The organism is Kordia sp. (genome assembly GCF_965224175.1).
In the GTDB taxonomy this organism is placed as follows: Bacteria; Bacteroidota; Bacteroidia; order Flavobacteriales; family Flavobacteriaceae; genus Kordia.
On the sequence record NZ_OZ245041.1, the window covers coordinates 2,915,514 to 2,932,993 of the forward strand.

16 protein-coding genes are annotated in these 17,480 nt (G+C 33.8%); 13 read left to right on the forward strand and 3 right to left on the reverse strand.

The window, feature by feature from the left end; all coding sequences use genetic code 11:
• Positions 1-84 precede the first annotated feature (84 nt).
• Positions 85-444, reverse strand: coding sequence for a YraN family protein (locus ACOQOS_RS12680; protein WP_420570832.1), 360 nt, complete (start codon positions 442-444; stop codon positions 85-87).
• A gap of 160 nt (positions 445-604) precedes the next feature.
• On the opposite strand from ACOQOS_RS12680, the gene ACOQOS_RS12685 reads away from it, so the two are divergent.
• Positions 605-1,393 (forward strand): class I SAM-dependent methyltransferase, encoded by a 789-nt coding sequence (locus ACOQOS_RS12685; RefSeq protein WP_420570833.1) that lies wholly within the window; start codon positions 605-607, stop codon positions 1,391-1,393.
• Here ACOQOS_RS12685 and ACOQOS_RS12690 read toward each other — a convergent pair.
• Positions 1,373-2,272, reverse strand: coding sequence for a S66 peptidase family protein (locus ACOQOS_RS12690; protein WP_420570834.1), 900 nt, complete (start codon positions 2,270-2,272; stop codon positions 1,373-1,375). The two genes, ACOQOS_RS12685 and ACOQOS_RS12690, sit on opposite strands and share 21 nt — an antisense overlap.
• Positions 2,273-2,496: 224 nt before the next feature.
• On the opposite strand from ACOQOS_RS12690, the gene metG reads away from it, so the two are divergent.
• From metG to ACOQOS_RS12730, 8 genes are all read left to right on the forward strand, one after another.
• Entirely contained in the window at positions 2,497-4,545 is a 2,049-nt protein-coding gene (gene metG / locus ACOQOS_RS12695) for a methionine--tRNA ligase (RefSeq protein WP_420570835.1), read from the forward strand.
• A 6-nt stretch (positions 4,546-4,551) separates the two neighbouring features.
• Positions 4,552-5,481, forward strand: coding sequence for a hypothetical protein (locus ACOQOS_RS12700; RefSeq protein ID WP_420570836.1), 930 nt, complete (start codon positions 4,552-4,554; stop codon positions 5,479-5,481).
• Between the two features lie 128 nt (positions 5,482-5,609).
• Positions 5,610-6,125 (forward strand): ferritin, encoded by a 516-nt coding sequence (locus tag ACOQOS_RS12705; protein ID WP_420570837.1) that lies wholly within the window; start codon positions 5,610-5,612, stop codon positions 6,123-6,125.
• A 267-nt stretch (positions 6,126-6,392) separates the two neighbouring features.
• A complete protein-coding gene (locus ACOQOS_RS12710) occupies positions 6,393-7,481 on the forward strand; it encodes a helix-turn-helix domain-containing protein (RefSeq protein ID WP_420570838.1) in 1,089 nt (362 codons plus the stop codon).
• 103 nt (positions 7,482-7,584) lie between these two features.
• Complete coding sequence (locus tag ACOQOS_RS12715) at positions 7,585-8,487, forward strand: hypothetical protein (protein ID WP_420570839.1); 903 nt, start codon at positions 7,585-7,587, stop codon at positions 8,485-8,487.
• Positions 8,488-8,552: 65 nt separating this feature from the next.
• A complete protein-coding gene (locus ACOQOS_RS12720; RefSeq protein ID WP_420570840.1) occupies positions 8,553-9,728 on the forward strand; it encodes a trypsin-like serine protease in 1,176 nt (391 codons plus the stop codon).
• 278 nt (positions 9,729-10,006) lie between these two features.
• Entirely contained in the window at positions 10,007-10,399 is a 393-nt protein-coding gene (locus ACOQOS_RS12725) for a YybH family protein (RefSeq protein WP_420570841.1), read from the forward strand.
• A gap of 7 nt (positions 10,400-10,406) precedes the next feature.
• Positions 10,407-11,261: an RNA polymerase sigma factor gene (locus ACOQOS_RS12730; protein ID WP_420570842.1), complete on the forward strand. Its 855-nt coding sequence runs from the start codon at positions 10,407-10,409 to the stop codon at positions 11,259-11,261.
• Positions 11,262-11,314: 53 nt separating this feature from the next.
• Here the strand turns inward: ACOQOS_RS12730 and ACOQOS_RS12735 are convergent, their stop codons facing one another.
• Positions 11,315-12,859 (reverse strand): hypothetical protein, encoded by a 1,545-nt coding sequence (locus tag ACOQOS_RS12735; protein ID WP_420570843.1) that lies wholly within the window; start codon positions 12,857-12,859, stop codon positions 11,315-11,317.
• Positions 12,860-13,018: 159 nt separating this feature from the next.
• Between ACOQOS_RS12735 and ACOQOS_RS12740 the strand changes: the two genes are divergently transcribed.
• Genes ACOQOS_RS12740 through leuB form a run of 4 tightly spaced genes read left to right on the forward strand, consistent with a single transcriptional unit; the run spans position 13,019 to position 17,328 of the window.
• Complete coding sequence (locus tag ACOQOS_RS12740; protein ID WP_420570844.1) at positions 13,019-14,191, forward strand: 2-isopropylmalate synthase; 1,173 nt, start codon at positions 13,019-13,021, stop codon at positions 14,189-14,191.
• A gap of 30 nt (positions 14,192-14,221) precedes the next feature.
• The gene (leuC, locus tag ACOQOS_RS12745) at positions 14,222-15,613 is read left to right on the forward strand and encodes a 3-isopropylmalate dehydratase large subunit (RefSeq protein ID WP_420570845.1); all 1,392 of its coding nucleotides are present in this window, start codon (positions 14,222-14,224) and stop codon (positions 15,611-15,613) included.
• 5 nt (positions 15,614-15,618) lie between these two features.
• Positions 15,619-16,203, forward strand: coding sequence for a 3-isopropylmalate dehydratase small subunit (leuD, locus tag ACOQOS_RS12750; RefSeq protein ID WP_420570846.1), 585 nt, complete (start codon positions 15,619-15,621; stop codon positions 16,201-16,203).
• 9 nt (positions 16,204-16,212) lie between these two features.
• Positions 16,213-17,328: a 3-isopropylmalate dehydrogenase gene (gene leuB / locus ACOQOS_RS12755; protein ID WP_420570847.1), complete on the forward strand. Its 1,116-nt coding sequence runs from the start codon at positions 16,213-16,215 to the stop codon at positions 17,326-17,328.
• Positions 17,329-17,480: the final 152 nt, after the last annotated feature.

Genomic DNA, 17,480 nt, shown 5'->3' on the forward strand with positions numbered 1-17,480 from the left:
ATAGTCTATAATTTTAGTAGAGTGCAAAAATACAAACACAAAAACTGTTTTCAAAACAATTTGTTATAATTATAACAGTTATTTTTAAAAATGATAAAAAGCATCTTCTATATGACTTATTGTGATGTCTTTTTCAGTAAGTACTACTGAAACAATATCAAATCGCACATCTACATCTAAGTCACTCTCATTGATATAGTTATCGGTAGCAGATACGAGTAATTTAATTTTCTTTTGACTTACAAATTCTTCAGGATTTCCAAAATCGGTAGACGTTCTAGTTTTTACTTCAACAACAGCTAATATATTTTCTTTCCTCGCAATAATATCTACTTCTGCTTTTTGAAACCTATAATTAGTTTCTACTATTTTATAACCTGCTTTTTGCAGATGTTTTACTGCTAATTTTTCTCCTTCAATACCTAAGTCGTTATGTGCTGCCATAAATTACACGCTAATTTTTCACATAAAATACGTATCTTAAAGTCGATAATCAACAACAATTCACAAAAATTCTACATACTGCTATCAGTTTTTATGATGATGAAATGCCCGAAATCATGAATGATATCGTTAATTTTAGTGAACAATAAACCGAAGCCATATGGAAGCAAAATACGATCATATTGGAAAAGGATATAACAATACCCGAAAAGCCGATCCTTACTTACTAGAACGACTTCATTATCATTTAAATCCTATAAAAGAAGGTTTGTATCTTGACATTGGTTGCGGCACAGGAAATTACACTTCACAATTGCATACTAAAGAAACTAAATTTGTTGGTATTGATCCTTCTCAAAAGATGCTTGATAAAGCACAGCAAAAATACCCACATATAGACTGGAAACTTGGAACTGCCGAAAATATTCCACTAGAAGATAATAGTATCGAAGGTGTTATAGGAACGCTTACACTACATCATTGGAATAACTTAGAGAAAGGGTTTTCAGAGTTATTTCGCGTCATGAAAAACTATGCAAATGTAGTTTTCTTCACCTCAACACCGAAGCAAATGAAAGGTTATTGGCTTAATCATTATTTCCCAAAAATGATGGAAGCTTCTATCAAACAAATGCCTGCTCGCAGTCAAATTATTAGCGCAATGGAAACTGCAGGCTTTAAAAACATGTATGCCGAACGCTATACTATTTTACCAGATCTAAAAGACTCCTTTTTATATGTCGGAAAACAAAATCCGAAGTTATATCTAGATGAAAATATCCGTAATGGAATTTCCTCTTTTTCACACTTAACGCATCAAGAAGAAATTCAAAAAGGATTGATACAACTCGAAAAAGATATTGCTTCAGGAGCTATCAAAAGTATTATGAAACAATATGAAAATCGTGAAGGCGACTATCTATTTCTGTTAAGTCAAAAGGAAATCTAGTTGTACACCTGAATCAACAGTTAATTCAACTTTTTTTCCAAAAATTAACGCGCGATTATCGTCTAAATGTCCCGCTGGAAAGTCAAAACATATCGGGAAATCATATTCAGAAGTGACATCTAAAATAATTTCATGCACGTTCTTTCCATATGGAATCGAATTATCATGCATATCTGTCATTCCACCAACAATTAACCCAGATAAACCATCAAAATATTGGTTCTGTTTCAAGTTCATCATCATTCTATCTACATGATACAGATATTCATCTAAATCTTCCAAAAACAAAATTTTCCCTGTAGTATCTAAAGACAAATCTGAGCCAGTCATGCTGTATAACATACTTAAATTTCCACCGATCAATTCGCCTGTGGTTTTTCCCTTTTTATTATAAGTGACTTCTGGAACTGAATAGCGAAGGCTTTCGCCGAATAATACTTTGCGTAAACTTTCTAAGGATTCTGAACTATTTTTTGACACATTAATTGGCATGGTTGCATGCAAAGTTTCAAAGTTCAATTGCTGTCCTTTACTATGTAAGACGGTTACATCAGAATAGCCAATAATCCATTTTGGTTTTTGTACAAATCGTGAAAAATCTAAATGATCTATCATGCGAATGGTTCCGTAGCCGCCGCGTGCGCACCAAATTGCATCAATATTATCATCATCTATAAACTGCTGAAAATTTACAGCACGTGTCATGTCATCACCAGCAAACTGGTTTTCTTCAAGATCTATGGTTGCGCCTAAGACAACTTTTAAATCCCAACTGTGCAATAGCTCTATGGCGGCTTCTATTTCGGTAATAGAAATTTTTCGCGCCGTCGACAAAATACCGACAGTTGCTCCTTTGTATAGTGGTTTCGGTTGGTTCATATATTAAAATTAGTAGAAAAAATATAGATGCTTTTCTTCAATCAAAACAAAATGTATTTTTAGACGATCTGCAAAAATCATCGATTTTCTGACTTTCAAGGCTCAAATTAATACGATTTCCTCATGTTTTCAAGCTAAAAATCTTGTAAGAATCCTTATTTTTGCACGTTAATTACACGATTTTCAGTAGAAAATCTAACTTTATTGAATAGAAACAAAACGAAATGACTCAAAATCCAAAACGCTATACCATTACCGCAGCTTTACCGTATACCAACGGACCTATCCATATTGGACACTTAGCTGGTGTGTATGTTCCTGCAGATATTTATGCTCGCTACTTACGACTAACAGGCAATGATGTTGCCTTTATGTGCGGAAGTGATGAACACGGTGTTGCGATTCCGATGCGCGCCAAAAAAGAAGGTGTATCGCCACAAGATATCATTGATAAATATCATGGAATCATCAAGCAATCGTTTGAAGATTTTGGAATTTCATTTGATAATTATTCGCGTACTTCTGCGGAAATTCACCACAAAACAGCTTCCGACTTTTTTAAGAAATTATATGACGATGGAGAATTTGTAGAAGAAGTTACCGAACAATTATATGATGCAGAAGCTGATCAGTTTTTAGCAGATCGTTTTGTGGTAGGAACCTGCCCAAAATGCGGTCATGAAGAAGCATATGGAGATCAATGTGAAAACTGTGGAACTTCATTAAGCGGAACGGAACTCATCAATCCGAAATCTGCCATTACAGGAAATACGCCTACACTCAAACAAACAAAACACTGGTTTTTACCACTTGATAAATACAACGATTTCTTGAACGAATGGATTGTAGAAGGACACAAAAAAGATTGGAAACCAAATGTTCACGGACAAGTAAAATCGTGGGTAGATGATGGTTTGCGTCCACGTGCCGTAACACGCGATTTAGATTGGGGAATTCCAGTTCCTGTAGAAGGTGCCGAAGGAAAAGTATTGTATGTTTGGTTTGATGCACCGATTGGATATATTTCTGCTACGAAAGAATGGGCAGAACGTGAAGGAAAAGATTGGGAACCGTATTGGAAAGATGAAAACACAAAGTTGGTTCACTTTATCGGAAAAGATAATATTGTGTTTCACTGTATTATTTTCCCATCAATGTTAAAAGCACATGGTGATTATATTTTACCTGATAATGTTCCTGCGAACGAATTTTTAAATTTAGAAGGTAACAAATTATCAACCTCAAAAAATTGGGCAGTTTGGTTGCACGAATATTTAGAAGATTTCCCTGGAAAAGAAGATGTGTTGCGTTATGCATTAACGGCTAATGCTCCAGAAACGAAAGACAACGATTTTACTTGGAAAGATTTCCAAACACGCAATAACAGCGAGTTGGTAGCCATCTTAGGAAACTTTATTAATCGTGTGGTTGTATTGACACATAAATATTATGATGGAATCATTCCTGAATATACTGGCGAATACGAAGAATTAACGCAAATAAAACATTTTCCAGCAATCATTTCAAGTTCTATTGAACGATATCGTTTCCGCGAAGCAAGTCAGGAATTGATGAACTTAGCGCGACTTGGAAACCAGTTTTTACAAGCCAATGAGCCTTGGAAAAAGATCAAAGAAGATCCAGAAGCTGTAAAAGGCATTATGTATGTTGCTTTACAAATTGCGTCTGCCATTGCGGTATTGTCAGAACCATTTTTACCTTTTACTTCAAAAAAATTAAAAAATATATTAGCACTTGATACTAATTTAGGTTGGAATGATATTTCAACAAAAGAAGTATTGATTGCCACTGGACATCAAATCAATCCTGCAGAATTATTATTTGCTAAGATTGACGATAAAGAAATTCAAGCGCAATTAGACAAGCTGGAAGCGACTAAGAAAGCCAACGAAGCAGCTAACAAAGAAGTTGTACCACAAAAAGATACCGCTACTTTTGATGATTTCACGAAGTTAGATTTACGTGTTGGAACCATTGTGGAAGCTGAGAAAGTTCGCAAAACCAAAAAGCTTTTAAAACTGCTAGTTGATACAGGTTTAGATAAGCGCACTATTGTTTCTGGAATTGCTGAAAGTTTTACACCAGAAGAAATTATTGGTAAAAAAGTAACTGTTTTAGCAAATTTAGCACCAAGAACGATTGCTAAAGTTGAAAGTCAGGGAATGATTTTAATGACGGAAACACCAGAAGGTAAATTGGTTTTTGTAAATCCTGATGAAGACAATGTGAATAATGGAGAAACCATCAACTAAAGACTTATGAGTGAATTTAATTTTTCAGCAAAAGAATGGGCTAAAAACTATTTTTTGCGATTGGAAAAAGCGATCAAAAATTTAGAAAGTAGTCCATTGGTTGATAAAATTGTTTTCACACAATATAGAGGACTTTCCGAAAGCGAAATAATTGCTGTTGAAGAAGAAATTGCCATGGAAATCTCTGACGACGACGATGCTAGTTTTCGATTTACAGATTATATCAGAGAATTCTATAAAATTAGCAACGGGTTAAATATCATTTGGCATTCTACGGCGATATCATCTGAAATAGAAACTAAAACAATCACAAATGCTTCTATTGAGAACTTTATTTCTGCCAATTATGATTATGACGGATTTGAAGGAAACTTATCGCTTTTACCATTAAATTGTATTCTGAGTCCATACAAAATTAATATCATGGGCGATCATGATTATACAGGTTACAGTGAAGATTTAGAAGAAAATGATGGAGGAAAATTAGTGTATCTAGATTATTACAATACGTACTATGATACATGTATGGTTGTATCTAAAGAAAGTGACAATCCGTACTTTGCCTTTGGAGAAGATCACAGCGCAGCATATACTGATGGCGTACATTGTGACTTTGTTCTGTATGTGGAACATCAATTATATACTTTATTTGCTACAGCAACAAAAGGACGACAAGGTGTGAAGCTACCAACAAGCGATCGAACAGAAGCTTTACATAAAACTTTAAACAAAATCCAAGAACCTTCTGAAACGAAATATGAAGAATATGTAAACTTTTTAAATACAGATTCTTTAGCCTTAGAAACAATCTTAAAATTTCACTACGAAAATGGCGATTTAGGCTACATTGATGTTAAAAAAGTAAAATCCAAGACTTCGGAGGAACAAAAAGTAATTGAACGTTTTATTGGGATCACAATTGATGAATTAGAATAAAGAATAAAACCAAATTCTAAATAACAAACGATTCATATTCCTTTAGTTAGAATAAATTAAAATTATAATACACATAAGTAAAACTCACATCTTATGCGTATTTTTACAGTTCTCAAAAAAGACAAGCTATGTTATCAAAGCAAATGGAAAATGCGTTAAATACGCAAATCAAAATAGAAGCAGAATCTTCACAAGTATATTTAGCAATGGCAAGTTTTGCTGAAACACAAGGTTTTGAAGGTGTCACTTCATTCATGTATGAACATTCTGACGAAGAACGTCAGCACATGCTAAAATTTGTAAAATACGTAAACGAACGTGGCGGACATGCCGTAATTCCAGAATTGGCAAAACCTCCTGTAGAATATGGTTCGTTAAAAGAAATGTTTGAACAATTATTTCAACATGAAATCAAAGTTTCTAAAAGTATCAACGATTTAGTACACATCAGCTTACAAGAGCAAGATTATGCTACTCATAACTTCTTACAATGGTATGTAGCAGAGCAAATCGAAGAAGAAGCATTGGCACGTACTATCTTAGACAAAATTAACTTGATTGGAGACGACAAAGGCGGATTGTACTTGTTTGACAGAGATGTGCAAGCAATTACCGTACAACCATCTACAGGTCCTGCTCAATAAGAACAATATCACATAAATAGTAAAAGCGATTGAAATTAGTGTCAATCGCTTTTTTATTTGTTCAATTTTATCATTCCAAAAGCATTGCAGAATACACTCAAAAAAATAGATTTCACATAAAAGAAGTAGGTTACACAATTGAAAATGACATAAAATATTTTAGAATATTATAATTTACTTAACTAAATAGTATACCATTCATCATCTATATTAGCATTTTTATAAAATCAAATTACGAGGTATTTAACTTTTTACATACAATAAAGAATGAATCAAACTATACTAGACTTTGTAATGATTGCCAGTGTTATTATAGGATATTTTGTAAGTATCTCATTAATTACAACGTCTTTTTATAAGAGTCGCGCCAACAACTATTTGGCACTATCATTATTCTTAATTGCTAATTTAACTCTGATAGAATGGCTCGGCCTTAAAACATTACATATTGTTGTAGAGATTTTTACTCTTTTCAGGTTAGATTTTCTATGCGCTGCTACTTTGTTCACTTATTTTTTAATTCAAATTGAACATCCACTTCTAAAAAGACGAAGACATAAATGGTTATACTTTCCTTTCTTAGGCTCTGTTATTCTTGAAGCTTCTTTATTCTTGTTCGATCTTTACGGATCAATTTATGATATTATCATCTTTTACATTAAAGATTTTGCTTCTATTGGTTTTAATATATTTTTAATTTTTTGGGGAAGAAAGCTCATTAATAAATCTACTTCTATTTCAGAAAACAAAAAGCGTTGGTTGTTACGATTAAACCTGTTTATTATAGGCATCATTACAATTTGGATAATGAATAGAATAGAAATTTATATATTCAATTCGACATATACATCATACATACTCTGGATAGGAATGTGTTTATTTCTATGGTGGGTATTGTATTATGGTGTATTTAAACTACAAGTAATCTCTCAAAAAGAGGAAATACATAATTATTTAGCATCTATAAAAACAACTACGACTAAGACCAAAAGTAAAATTAAGGATACAACTACCTCTAAAGTCATCACACAACTCTATAAACTAATGGAAGAGGAAGAATTATATAAAAATCCTCTTTTAAGTAGATTAGATCTAGCATCTCGATTAGACACAAGTGAAAGTTATTTATCACAAATTATAAATCAGGAAATCAACAAAAGTATCATCCAATTTGTAAACGAATACCGAATTAAAGCTGCCAAAAATCTATTGCAAGATCCAGTATTTAATAAATATTCTATTGAGGCTATAGGCATGGAAGTAGGTTTTAAATCTAAAAGTGCTTTTTATAGCGCATTTAAGATGAGTTTAGAAATGTCTCCAGGAGCGTACAGAAAGCTTCAACAAATGTCCTAATTCGTTTAATTTGATCGTTTCAGTACTTCTTCAGTACTAAATTCACTCTTTTATTGTATTGGCAACTATACTTTTGTTTCATACAAATCAAAAAGCATAATACATGAAAAGAGTATCCAAAAAAATGATACGTATTAATAATTACTGTACGATTCTATATGTAATTCTAATATTATTTTTTGCCATTATAACATTCTCTTGTTCTAATGACGACGATGTGAATCCGCCAGTGAATTTTAACGATATTTCGCAAGAGATTAAAGACTTAATTTATTTCAACGGTGATGAAAAAGCTGCTACTGTTTTAATAACCGTTCCAGGCGGTCCGAGTACAGAACTCGCTACAGATTTAGTAGATTACTTTTCTGCAAATTTTAACACTTCAGGGATTTTAAACGTAACTGTACATCAGACACAAACATTAAATCCTAGCATATTAAGTGGCGATGATATTACACTAGAGCAAGCTGTTAACTTTAATGCTGAAAGTATTGAAACGCTGCATCAAGTGGTAAAATATTTTAAAGATGAAGGTAGAACAGTATACATTACAGGAATCTCATATGGTGCATTTATAACACAAGAATTAATTGCAGAAAAAGGAATAGATGTCGCTGATAAATATCTAATCATGACAGGAAGGTTAGATATTAATGATGTTTTTTGGCAAGGACTCGCCGAAGGGAAACTAGGAAGATTTGAAAATGGTGTAACGCCCATAATAGAAACAACTCCTTTTGACAATGCATTCAATAGGAATGAAGCCAGATTATTTGCCGGATTAGTCATGAATAGATACACAGAACGTTTTAGCACCATTGAAAGTTTATCTAAAATAACTTACATCTACGGAGAAACAGATGAAGCTGTAGGCAGTCTTACAGATCAAGAAATTACTTTTTTACAATCTAAAAACACGAATATAATTGCTGGAAGCGGTGGTCATGATGATATCTTTTATGATTTTATTGAACAAGGCTTTAGCGAAGCATTTGGAATAGAATAAACATACTCGTTGCAGTTACAATCACTCAAACCTTTCGCCCATTTTATAAATACAAAACAAAAAAAATGAACAGTTTAAAATTCACAAACGCAATCATATTACTTCTACTAATATCATTAACATTAGTAAGTTTTAGTTACATGAATAATAAGAAACATAATCCAATTCTAACGAGACACGACAAAGATGATGCTGAGTTTATCAAACTTGCCGAGAAATTTGAAAAATATATGTGCCATTTAAATCTTCCCGATTGTGAAGGTACCATTATAGGAGATCAATGGGCAATTTCCGCGGCTCATTGTGCTGTGGGAATTGTAGAAAAATTTGATGCTGGAAGAAAACATTTTGTCATCATAAACGGTGAAGAAATTGAAGTAGACAAAGTCATTATGTATAAAGAATGGGACAATATTCAAGAAAAACTTGCAATGTTAAATGACATGTCATCATTAAATGATATTGCATTATTACATCTAAAAAACAAGCCTCTCAATTCCATGCAAGCAAAATTATATGTTGACGAAGATGAAATTGACAAACTAGTATATATGCTTGGCAAAGGAGATATTGGCAATGGTCTCATTGGCGTAAACAGTAACGATGGAAAACAAAGAGGTGCGACGAACAGGATTGAAACAGCTACAGACAAATGGTTAACATGGACCTTTGATCATCCCGATACTAAAACAAAATATCTCACAGAATATGAAGGTATTAGTGGTCCAGGTGATAGTGGCGGACCTGCTTTTATTGTAAAAGATGATACTGTATACTTAGCCGGAATTAGTTCATGGCAAGACACAAAAGATGGTCCCGAAGGTTTATATGGCGTTGTGGAGAATTACACAAGAGTATCACAGTATATCAAGTGGATCAATGAAGAAATGGCAGAAACTAATACTGCTTCCGAAGAAATCTTGAGAGTAGTACAAAAACCGAATGCTATTGATGATAGACCCAAAGCCATAGATGTAGATCCGAGTACTTTAAAATTATACGTCGGTGAATATGAAATACAAGAAAATATTATAAAAATTTACACAAAAGAAAAAGGTACCAAACTGTATCTTTCCGTAGCGGGACAACCAGCATATGAACTAGTTCCAACTGCAGAACACAAATTTTCTTTTAAAATATCAGGAGAATATAGAATAGAATTTAAGAAAACAGCAAACGGTATTTTTAATGAATTAATTACCATACAACCAGATGGAACATACAAAGCAACTCGTAAATAAAAAGATTTAAAAAAAACTTAATAATATTCTTAAAGCGGCTAAAAGCCCAGAAACGCTACTATACACTCTTTTATCTTTGTAACAATACAATAATTATTCAAAATAAATTTACATTTACTGTAACAGTCATCTTTTGAACTGTGTCTAAACCATAAAGCACTCATATACTAACAAAAAAAAGCTTTATGATGTACAAAACACAATCAAAATTACTAATGGTCTTACTCTTTTGTATGACCTCCATTACCATGATCGCTCAAACAAATAAAACAAAAAAGATGACTAGAGAACAACAAAATGTATTAGACGCAATTACAAAAATGACAGAAGCTTTTCAAAACAAAGACATAGATACCGTTATGGCTTGTTATGAACCTAACGCAGTTATTGTATTTGAACCAGAATCGCCCATTTCTGACACGCATATTTTACGAGAAATGTTTACCAAAATGTCTATGGTAAATCCTATATTTACCTATAGCGGACACGAAGTATTTATTACAGGAAACATTGCTACGCATATTGCTCCTTGGACAATGACCGCAAAAGCGCCAGACGGAACTGAAATAAAACAAAGTGGACTATCCGTGGCTGTTTTAAGAAAACAAAAAAATGGACAATGGTTAATGATTTTAGATAATCCTCACGGACAATTCTTAATGAATAAATAACGTACAAATGGACACTAACACTTCAGACAAAATCTTAATAGAGCAATCGCTTTCGGGAAATAAAAAGGCACTAGAAGATCTTATCAAAAAGCATCAAGATTGGATTTATAATGTCGCCATAACTTTTGTAGGTGATAAAGATGAAGCTGCCGATTTAACACAAGAAATTCTCATAAAAATTGTCACAAAGTTAGGTTCATTTAAACAAAAAAGTACATTTAAAACTTGGGTATATCGTATTCTGAAGAATCATTTCTTAAACATGAAACGCGGAAAATACGAAACCAACACAACATTTGAACAATTTGGACAAGGACTTGATCAATTACCAAACGAGTCGCTTTCTAATTATTCTTACGAAGTTGAGGACAAACTTTTAGTAAAAGAAGCTAAAATAAGTTGTATGAAAGGAATGCTCTTGTGTCTTGATAGAGAACAACGAATGGTTTTTATAATAGGAGAATTATTTGAATTTACAGATACTATTGGAAGTGCAATAATGGAAATCACAAAAGAAAACTTTAGAATTAAATTGCATAGAGCAAAAAAGCAATTATATAATTTTATGGATAATAAATGTGGTTTAGTAAATAAAAATAATCCTTGTCGTTGCGCAAGAAAAACTGCCGGATTTATAAAAATGGGATTCGTAGATCCCGTAAACTTACATTTTCAAAAAAATACCATTACCAGTATTAATAAAGTAATTGATAAAAAAATAGAAACATATAAAAATCAAGTACTCTCTGAATATCAAAAACTTTATCAAGAGCATCCCTTTCTACAAAGTCCTGACAAGTTGAAATCAATAAAAAAATTACTTTCTTCAAAAACGATAAAAGAAACATTCAATTTTGACTAGAAGCTATAGTCAACTGTATGGAAGTATATAGCAAAGACGCTTCTAAAGAAAAACTATCTTAGCAGCAATTTCGCTTTCGCGTGAATAATCTCAGCAACAGGCTTGTTCTCTATTTTACTTTCCAACCACGACAAAATATCTAAATATAAAAATGCTCTGCGCTCATATGGATCATCTTCAAAAGGCTTCAACTTTGCATGCAATGCTTCAAAAGCTTTCTTAATTTGATGCGGATAAATATTCCCTAAACCTTTCAAAAACTTAATCATTTCTTTCTGAACTTCATGCAAATCATCCATCTTCAACAAATACTTGTACGTACTTTTCAATTGTGTTTCCAAATGATAATCCAAACCTAATTCATAATGCGCTACTAAGTTTAAAATTCGCGAAAAGCACAACAAATCTTCACGAACTTTCAACGATTTATTACGAATGATTTTCTGCAAATACTCAATGCAATTTCTATTATCGCCTGCTCCAAAATACAAAGACGCAATCTTGTAATAAAAAATCATCACGTGATGCTCATCAATTCTATTTTCAAACGTTGCAATACGTGTATTCACTTCTTCAATCAAATACAAACCATCACTAAATGTTCCCGTCAAAAAATGATAATTCAGTTTATTCATATACACATACAAAAAACTCAGTACTCGTGTATTATCGTTCTGCGGAATAATATCGTTTTCAATATCATGTTCCAATTGAAGCAACACTTCTTTAAATTTCACTTCATGTTTAATATAAAACAACGACTCCAACAAATAATGATTTCCTTTCAAATAAAACACAGGATGAATTTTCTTCATCTTTGGTGTTTCCTTAAATAAAGCAACCCATTTATAAGAATATTTATAACTCGACAAAAAATCTTGCGTCAAAAAACTATACCACAAATGCGCTTTGTACAACCATAACTTCTCTCTAAAACCAAGCGAATCAAGATCAACTTCAGGCAATCGATTTGTAAAATATCTTGTCACATCCTTATAATCTTCTTCATTCTTTACATACCCAACTCTCAATAACAAACCGTACAACTCCAACGACAAATTAGACAACTTACTCGCCAATGCATTCTGAATACTTAATGTTTTCGCTTCTGCGGAAAGTTCATCAGCGCGACTTGCCATACTTCGCGTAATGTATTGTGTTTCTATAATTTTTTCTAGCTCTACAATCTCGTAAGCGACATTCTTTTCCTCATGTTCTAAAGCCAAAATCTTTGCTTTATCGAGTAATTTCAAACTCTGCGTATACAATCCTTTATTATATAAAATAGTAGCATAATCTAACTGTTCTCGTATCACAATTCGAATATTATGCTGCGCAGGATTTAAACGTAAGCTCTTTAAAATTTGCTTGTATAAATTGGCTTTTAAGTTTGATAATTGTTGCTTGGTCACAATCTTCTTTTTCAAGATTGCTTGTTCGTCATACGTTTGACTCTTTTCTAAAAAAGTAAACAATGCTAAAAATTTAGAATTTACATTGCCTTCAAACCGTCCAACATACAACTTAAACTGTCGTTTCTCAGATTTTGATAATGACTTAATCAATACAAATAAAGATTCCTTTTGTGCGTTTGGCATTGTAAAAAATTATTCTATAAATATCTTATTATTAGCTATTTACCTAAAAAACAAATATACTTAGCCGCTGTAAAACACAACATACAATCATTCGTTTTAGGAAATACAAAGTATACATTCGTAAGAATAAAAAGAAATAAACACTCAAATTTTTAATTCATGAGTTCAAATCGAGTCTATATTTTTGATACTACTTTACGGGATGGAGAACAAGTTCCTGGCTGTAAACTCAACACTGATGAAAAGTTAATGATTGCTTCTAGATTAGATCAACTTGGTGTGGATGTTATCGAAGCAGGTTTTCCTGTATCAAGTCCTGGCGATTTCCAATCGGTTGAAGCCATTGCAAAACTTGTTAAAAATGCTACCGTTTGCGGATTAACTAGAGCTGTACAAAATGATATAAAAGTAGCTGCAGAAGCACTTACCTATGCCAAACGTCCACGAATCCATACAGGAATCGGAACTTCCGAATCACATATGAAATACAAATTTAAAGCTACACCAGAACAAATTATTGAACGTGCTGTAGCAGCAGTTTCCTATGCAAAAACGTTTGTAGAAGATGTAGAATTCTATGCCGAAGATGCCGGACGAAGCGACAACGAATTTTTAGCCAGAGTTTGCGAAGCCGTTATCAAAGCTGGAGCAACGGTTTTAAATATTCCAGACACTACTGGCTATTGTTTACCAGAAGAATACGGGCAAAAAATAAAATACCTCAAAGAAAACGTCACAGGAATCCACAATGCAATCCTTTCTTGTCATTGTCACAATGATTTAGGATTGGCAACTGCAAACTCCATTGCAGGTGTACTAAACGGTGCGCGACAAGTAGAATGTACTATCAACGGGATTGGTGAGCGTGCTGGAAACACTTCGCTTGAAGAAGTAACTATGATTTTAAAACAACATCCATATTTAGACTTAAACACAAACATCAACTCAACCATGCTGACTGAAATTAGTCAATTGGTTTCCGATACAATGGGAATGCCTGTACAACCTAACAAAGCTATTGTAGGAACAAATGCTTTTGCGCACAGTTCAGGAATTCATCAAGACGGCGTTATCAAACATAGAGAAACCTACGAAATTATGGATCCGAAAGATGTTGGAGCCGCAACTTCGTCTATCGTATTAACTGCCAGAAGTGGACGTGCTGCCTTGGCTTACAGAGCTAAAAATGTTGGATACGATCTTACAAAACGTGAATTAGATACCATTTATAGCGACTTCCTACATTTTGCAGACAAGCACAAGGAAGTTACTGACACAGACATTCATCAAATTATAAAAATGAGTACCATCTCTAAAAGAATGTACGCGTAAGCATTGCATTTGTGAAAATTTCTAATGAACATGAAAAAAACATTATTTGACAAAGTTTGGGACGCGCATGTCGTAGATAGTATTCCCGACGGACCACAAATTTTATACATAGACAAGCATTTAATTCATGAAGTAACGAGTCCGCAAGCGTTCAATGAATTAAAAAGAAGAAACATTCCGGTTTTCAGACCAAAGCAAATCATTGCTACTGCCGATCATAATACACCAACGGTAGATCAGCATTTGCCTGTAAAAGACGAATTGTCTCGAAATCAATTACAACAATTACAGCAAAACTGTGAAGAACATCATATAGAACTATACGCATTAGGGCATCAATACAATGGAATTGTACACGTAATGGCACCAGAATTAGGCATCACGCAACCAGGAATGACTATGGTTTGTGGAGATAGTCACACCTCAACGCATGGAGCTTTTGGTGCCATTGCTTTTGGGATTGGAACAAGTCAGGTAGCACAAGTATTTGCCAGTCAATCGTTACTATTAACCAAGCCTAAAAAAATGCGAATTACCGTAAATGGTCGTTTGCAAAAAAACGTACTTCCTAAAGATGTCATTCTCTACATCATCTCAAAACTAGGAACTGATAGTGGTACGGAACACTTTATCGAATTTGCAGGCGAAGTCTTTGAAAATATGTCTATGGAAGGACGAATGACCGTTTGTAATATGAGTATTGAAATGGGCGCTCGTGGCGGAATGATTGCGCCAGACGAAACAACCTTTGCATATGTAGCAGGTAAAAAGTTTGCGCCAAAAGGAGCTGATTTTGATAAAAAAGTGACCTATTGGAAAACGTTGAAAACAGATGTTTCTGCGGAATTTGACACAGAATACACGTTTGATGCGATCGATATTACACCAATGATTACGTTTGGCACCAATCCAGGTATGGGAATTCCACTTTCAGAAAACATTCCGACAGCAGCAGATACAAATCTTGAAAAATCGTTGCAATACATGAACTTTGAAAAAGGCGCTTCACTTATTGGACAACAAGTAAACTATGTGTTTATAGGAAGTTGCACCAATTCACGCATCGAAGATTTTAGAATTGCAGCCAATTATGTACAAGGAAAACAAAAAGCACCAAATATCAATGCTTGGTTAGTACCAGGTTCACAATTAGTTGTCAAACAAATCAAAGAAGAAGGTTTAGATACCATTTTTGAAGCAGCAGGTTTCAAACTTCGACAACCAGGTTGTTCGGCGTGTTTAGCCATGAATGATGACAAAATTCCTGATGGTGAATATTGTGTATCTACTTCCAATAGAAACTTTGAAGGACGACAAGGACAAGGTTCGCGCACACTTTTGGCAAGTCCATTAGTTGCCGCAGCCACTGCCATTGCAGGAAAAATAGTAGATATTAACGTTCCAGTATTGGAAGAAGCCTAAACAACATGAGTACATTTAACACTTTTACTTCTACTGCATTTCCGCTTGCCGTAGAAAATATAGACACTGATCAAATCATTCCTGCACGTTTTTTAAAAGCTACGAGTAGAGCCGGATTTGGCGAAAATTTATTTCGAGATTGGCGATTTCAGAAAGATGGAATCCTGAATACCGATTTTGTACTGAATCAACAACAGTATTCAGGTTCTATCTTAGTAGCAGGACACAACTTTGGTTGCGGTTCAAGTCGTGAGCATGCAGCTTGGGCATTGAAAGATTTTGGGTTTAACGTCATTGTATCGAGTTTCTTTGCAGATATTTTTAAAGGAAATGCCTTAAACAATCATGTATTACCAATTCAAGTAACACCTAATTTTTTAGCGTCACTTTTACAAGCCATTCAGGAAAATCCAAATACTAAAATTGAAGTCAATTTGGAAGCACAAACCATTTCTTTTGGTACAGAAAACGCTTCATTCGATATTGATCCATACAAAAAAATGTGTTTGCAAAAAGGATATGATGACATTGACTTTTTAGTCAGTAACTTATCTAAAATAGAAGCATTTGAACAACAACATATATACTAGAAATTAGCTATGAACTTACATATTGCAGTACTTTCAGGTGATGGAATTGGTCCTGAAGTCACAAATCAATCGATCAGAATATTAACTGCTATTGCAGAAAAATATCAACATACATTTACATTTCAACATGAACTCGTTGGCGCAATTGCCATGGACGAAACAGGAAATCCGTTACCGCAAAAAACATTGGATTTGTGTTTAAATGCAGATGCTGTTTTATTTGGCGCGATTGGCGATCCGAAATACGATAACAATCCAGATGCAAAAGTACGTCCTGAGCAAGGATTATTGGCTTTGCGCAAAGCTTTAGGTTTGTTTGCAAACATTCGCCCTGTAAAAGCGTATGATACCTTACTAGACAAATCGCCTTTAAAAAAACACATCATTCAAGATACGGATATTGTAATTTATAGGGAATTGACTGGCGGAATTTACTTCGGAGAAAAAACACAAAACAAAGATGGTACAGCTGCTTCCGATTTATGCGCTTATAGCAAAGAAGAAATTGAACGTGTAGCACATTTTGCATTCCGAGCAGCACAAGGCAGAAGCAAAAAATTAACCTTAGTTGACAAAGCCAATGTCTTAGAAACTTCGCGTTTGTGGCGAAGAGTAGTAACAGCTTTATCATTTCAATATCCTGATGTAGAATTAGATTTCTTATTTGTCGACAATGCTGCGATGCAAATGGTTTTAAATCCAAGTCAGTTTGATGTTGTATTAACCGAAAACATGTTTGGTGATATCATTTCTGATGAAGCCAGTGTTATTGGTGGTTCTATTGGATTATTAGCTTCCGCTTCTGTGGGAGAAAAATACGCACTGTTTGAGCCAATTCACGGTTCGTATCCGCAAGCTACAGGAAAAGGTATTGCCAATCCGATTGCTTCTATCCTATCTGCGGCTATGTTGTTAGATCATTTTGGATTATCAGAAGAAGCAGAAACCGTAAGAGATGCCGCAGAACGTGCAATTGATCTGGAAATTTGCACACCAGATTTAAATGCAAACGGCGGTTATTCTACAGAAAACGTAGGAACATTTATTGAAGAATTTATAGAAAATGTTGATGCTTTACACATCAACTCTGGCAATATTAAGGTAGGACAATCTACCATAATTTAGTGTTTAGAGTGCTTAACATTCCCTTTCATCATGCTGGAAAGGGAATGTTTTTTGTTAATTACTCCTTTTCTTATGAAGTCTGAGATTTTTAAGAATATGATTTTGACATCGTAAACTTTCTAGATAATCAAAATTAAACACCTATCAGTTTG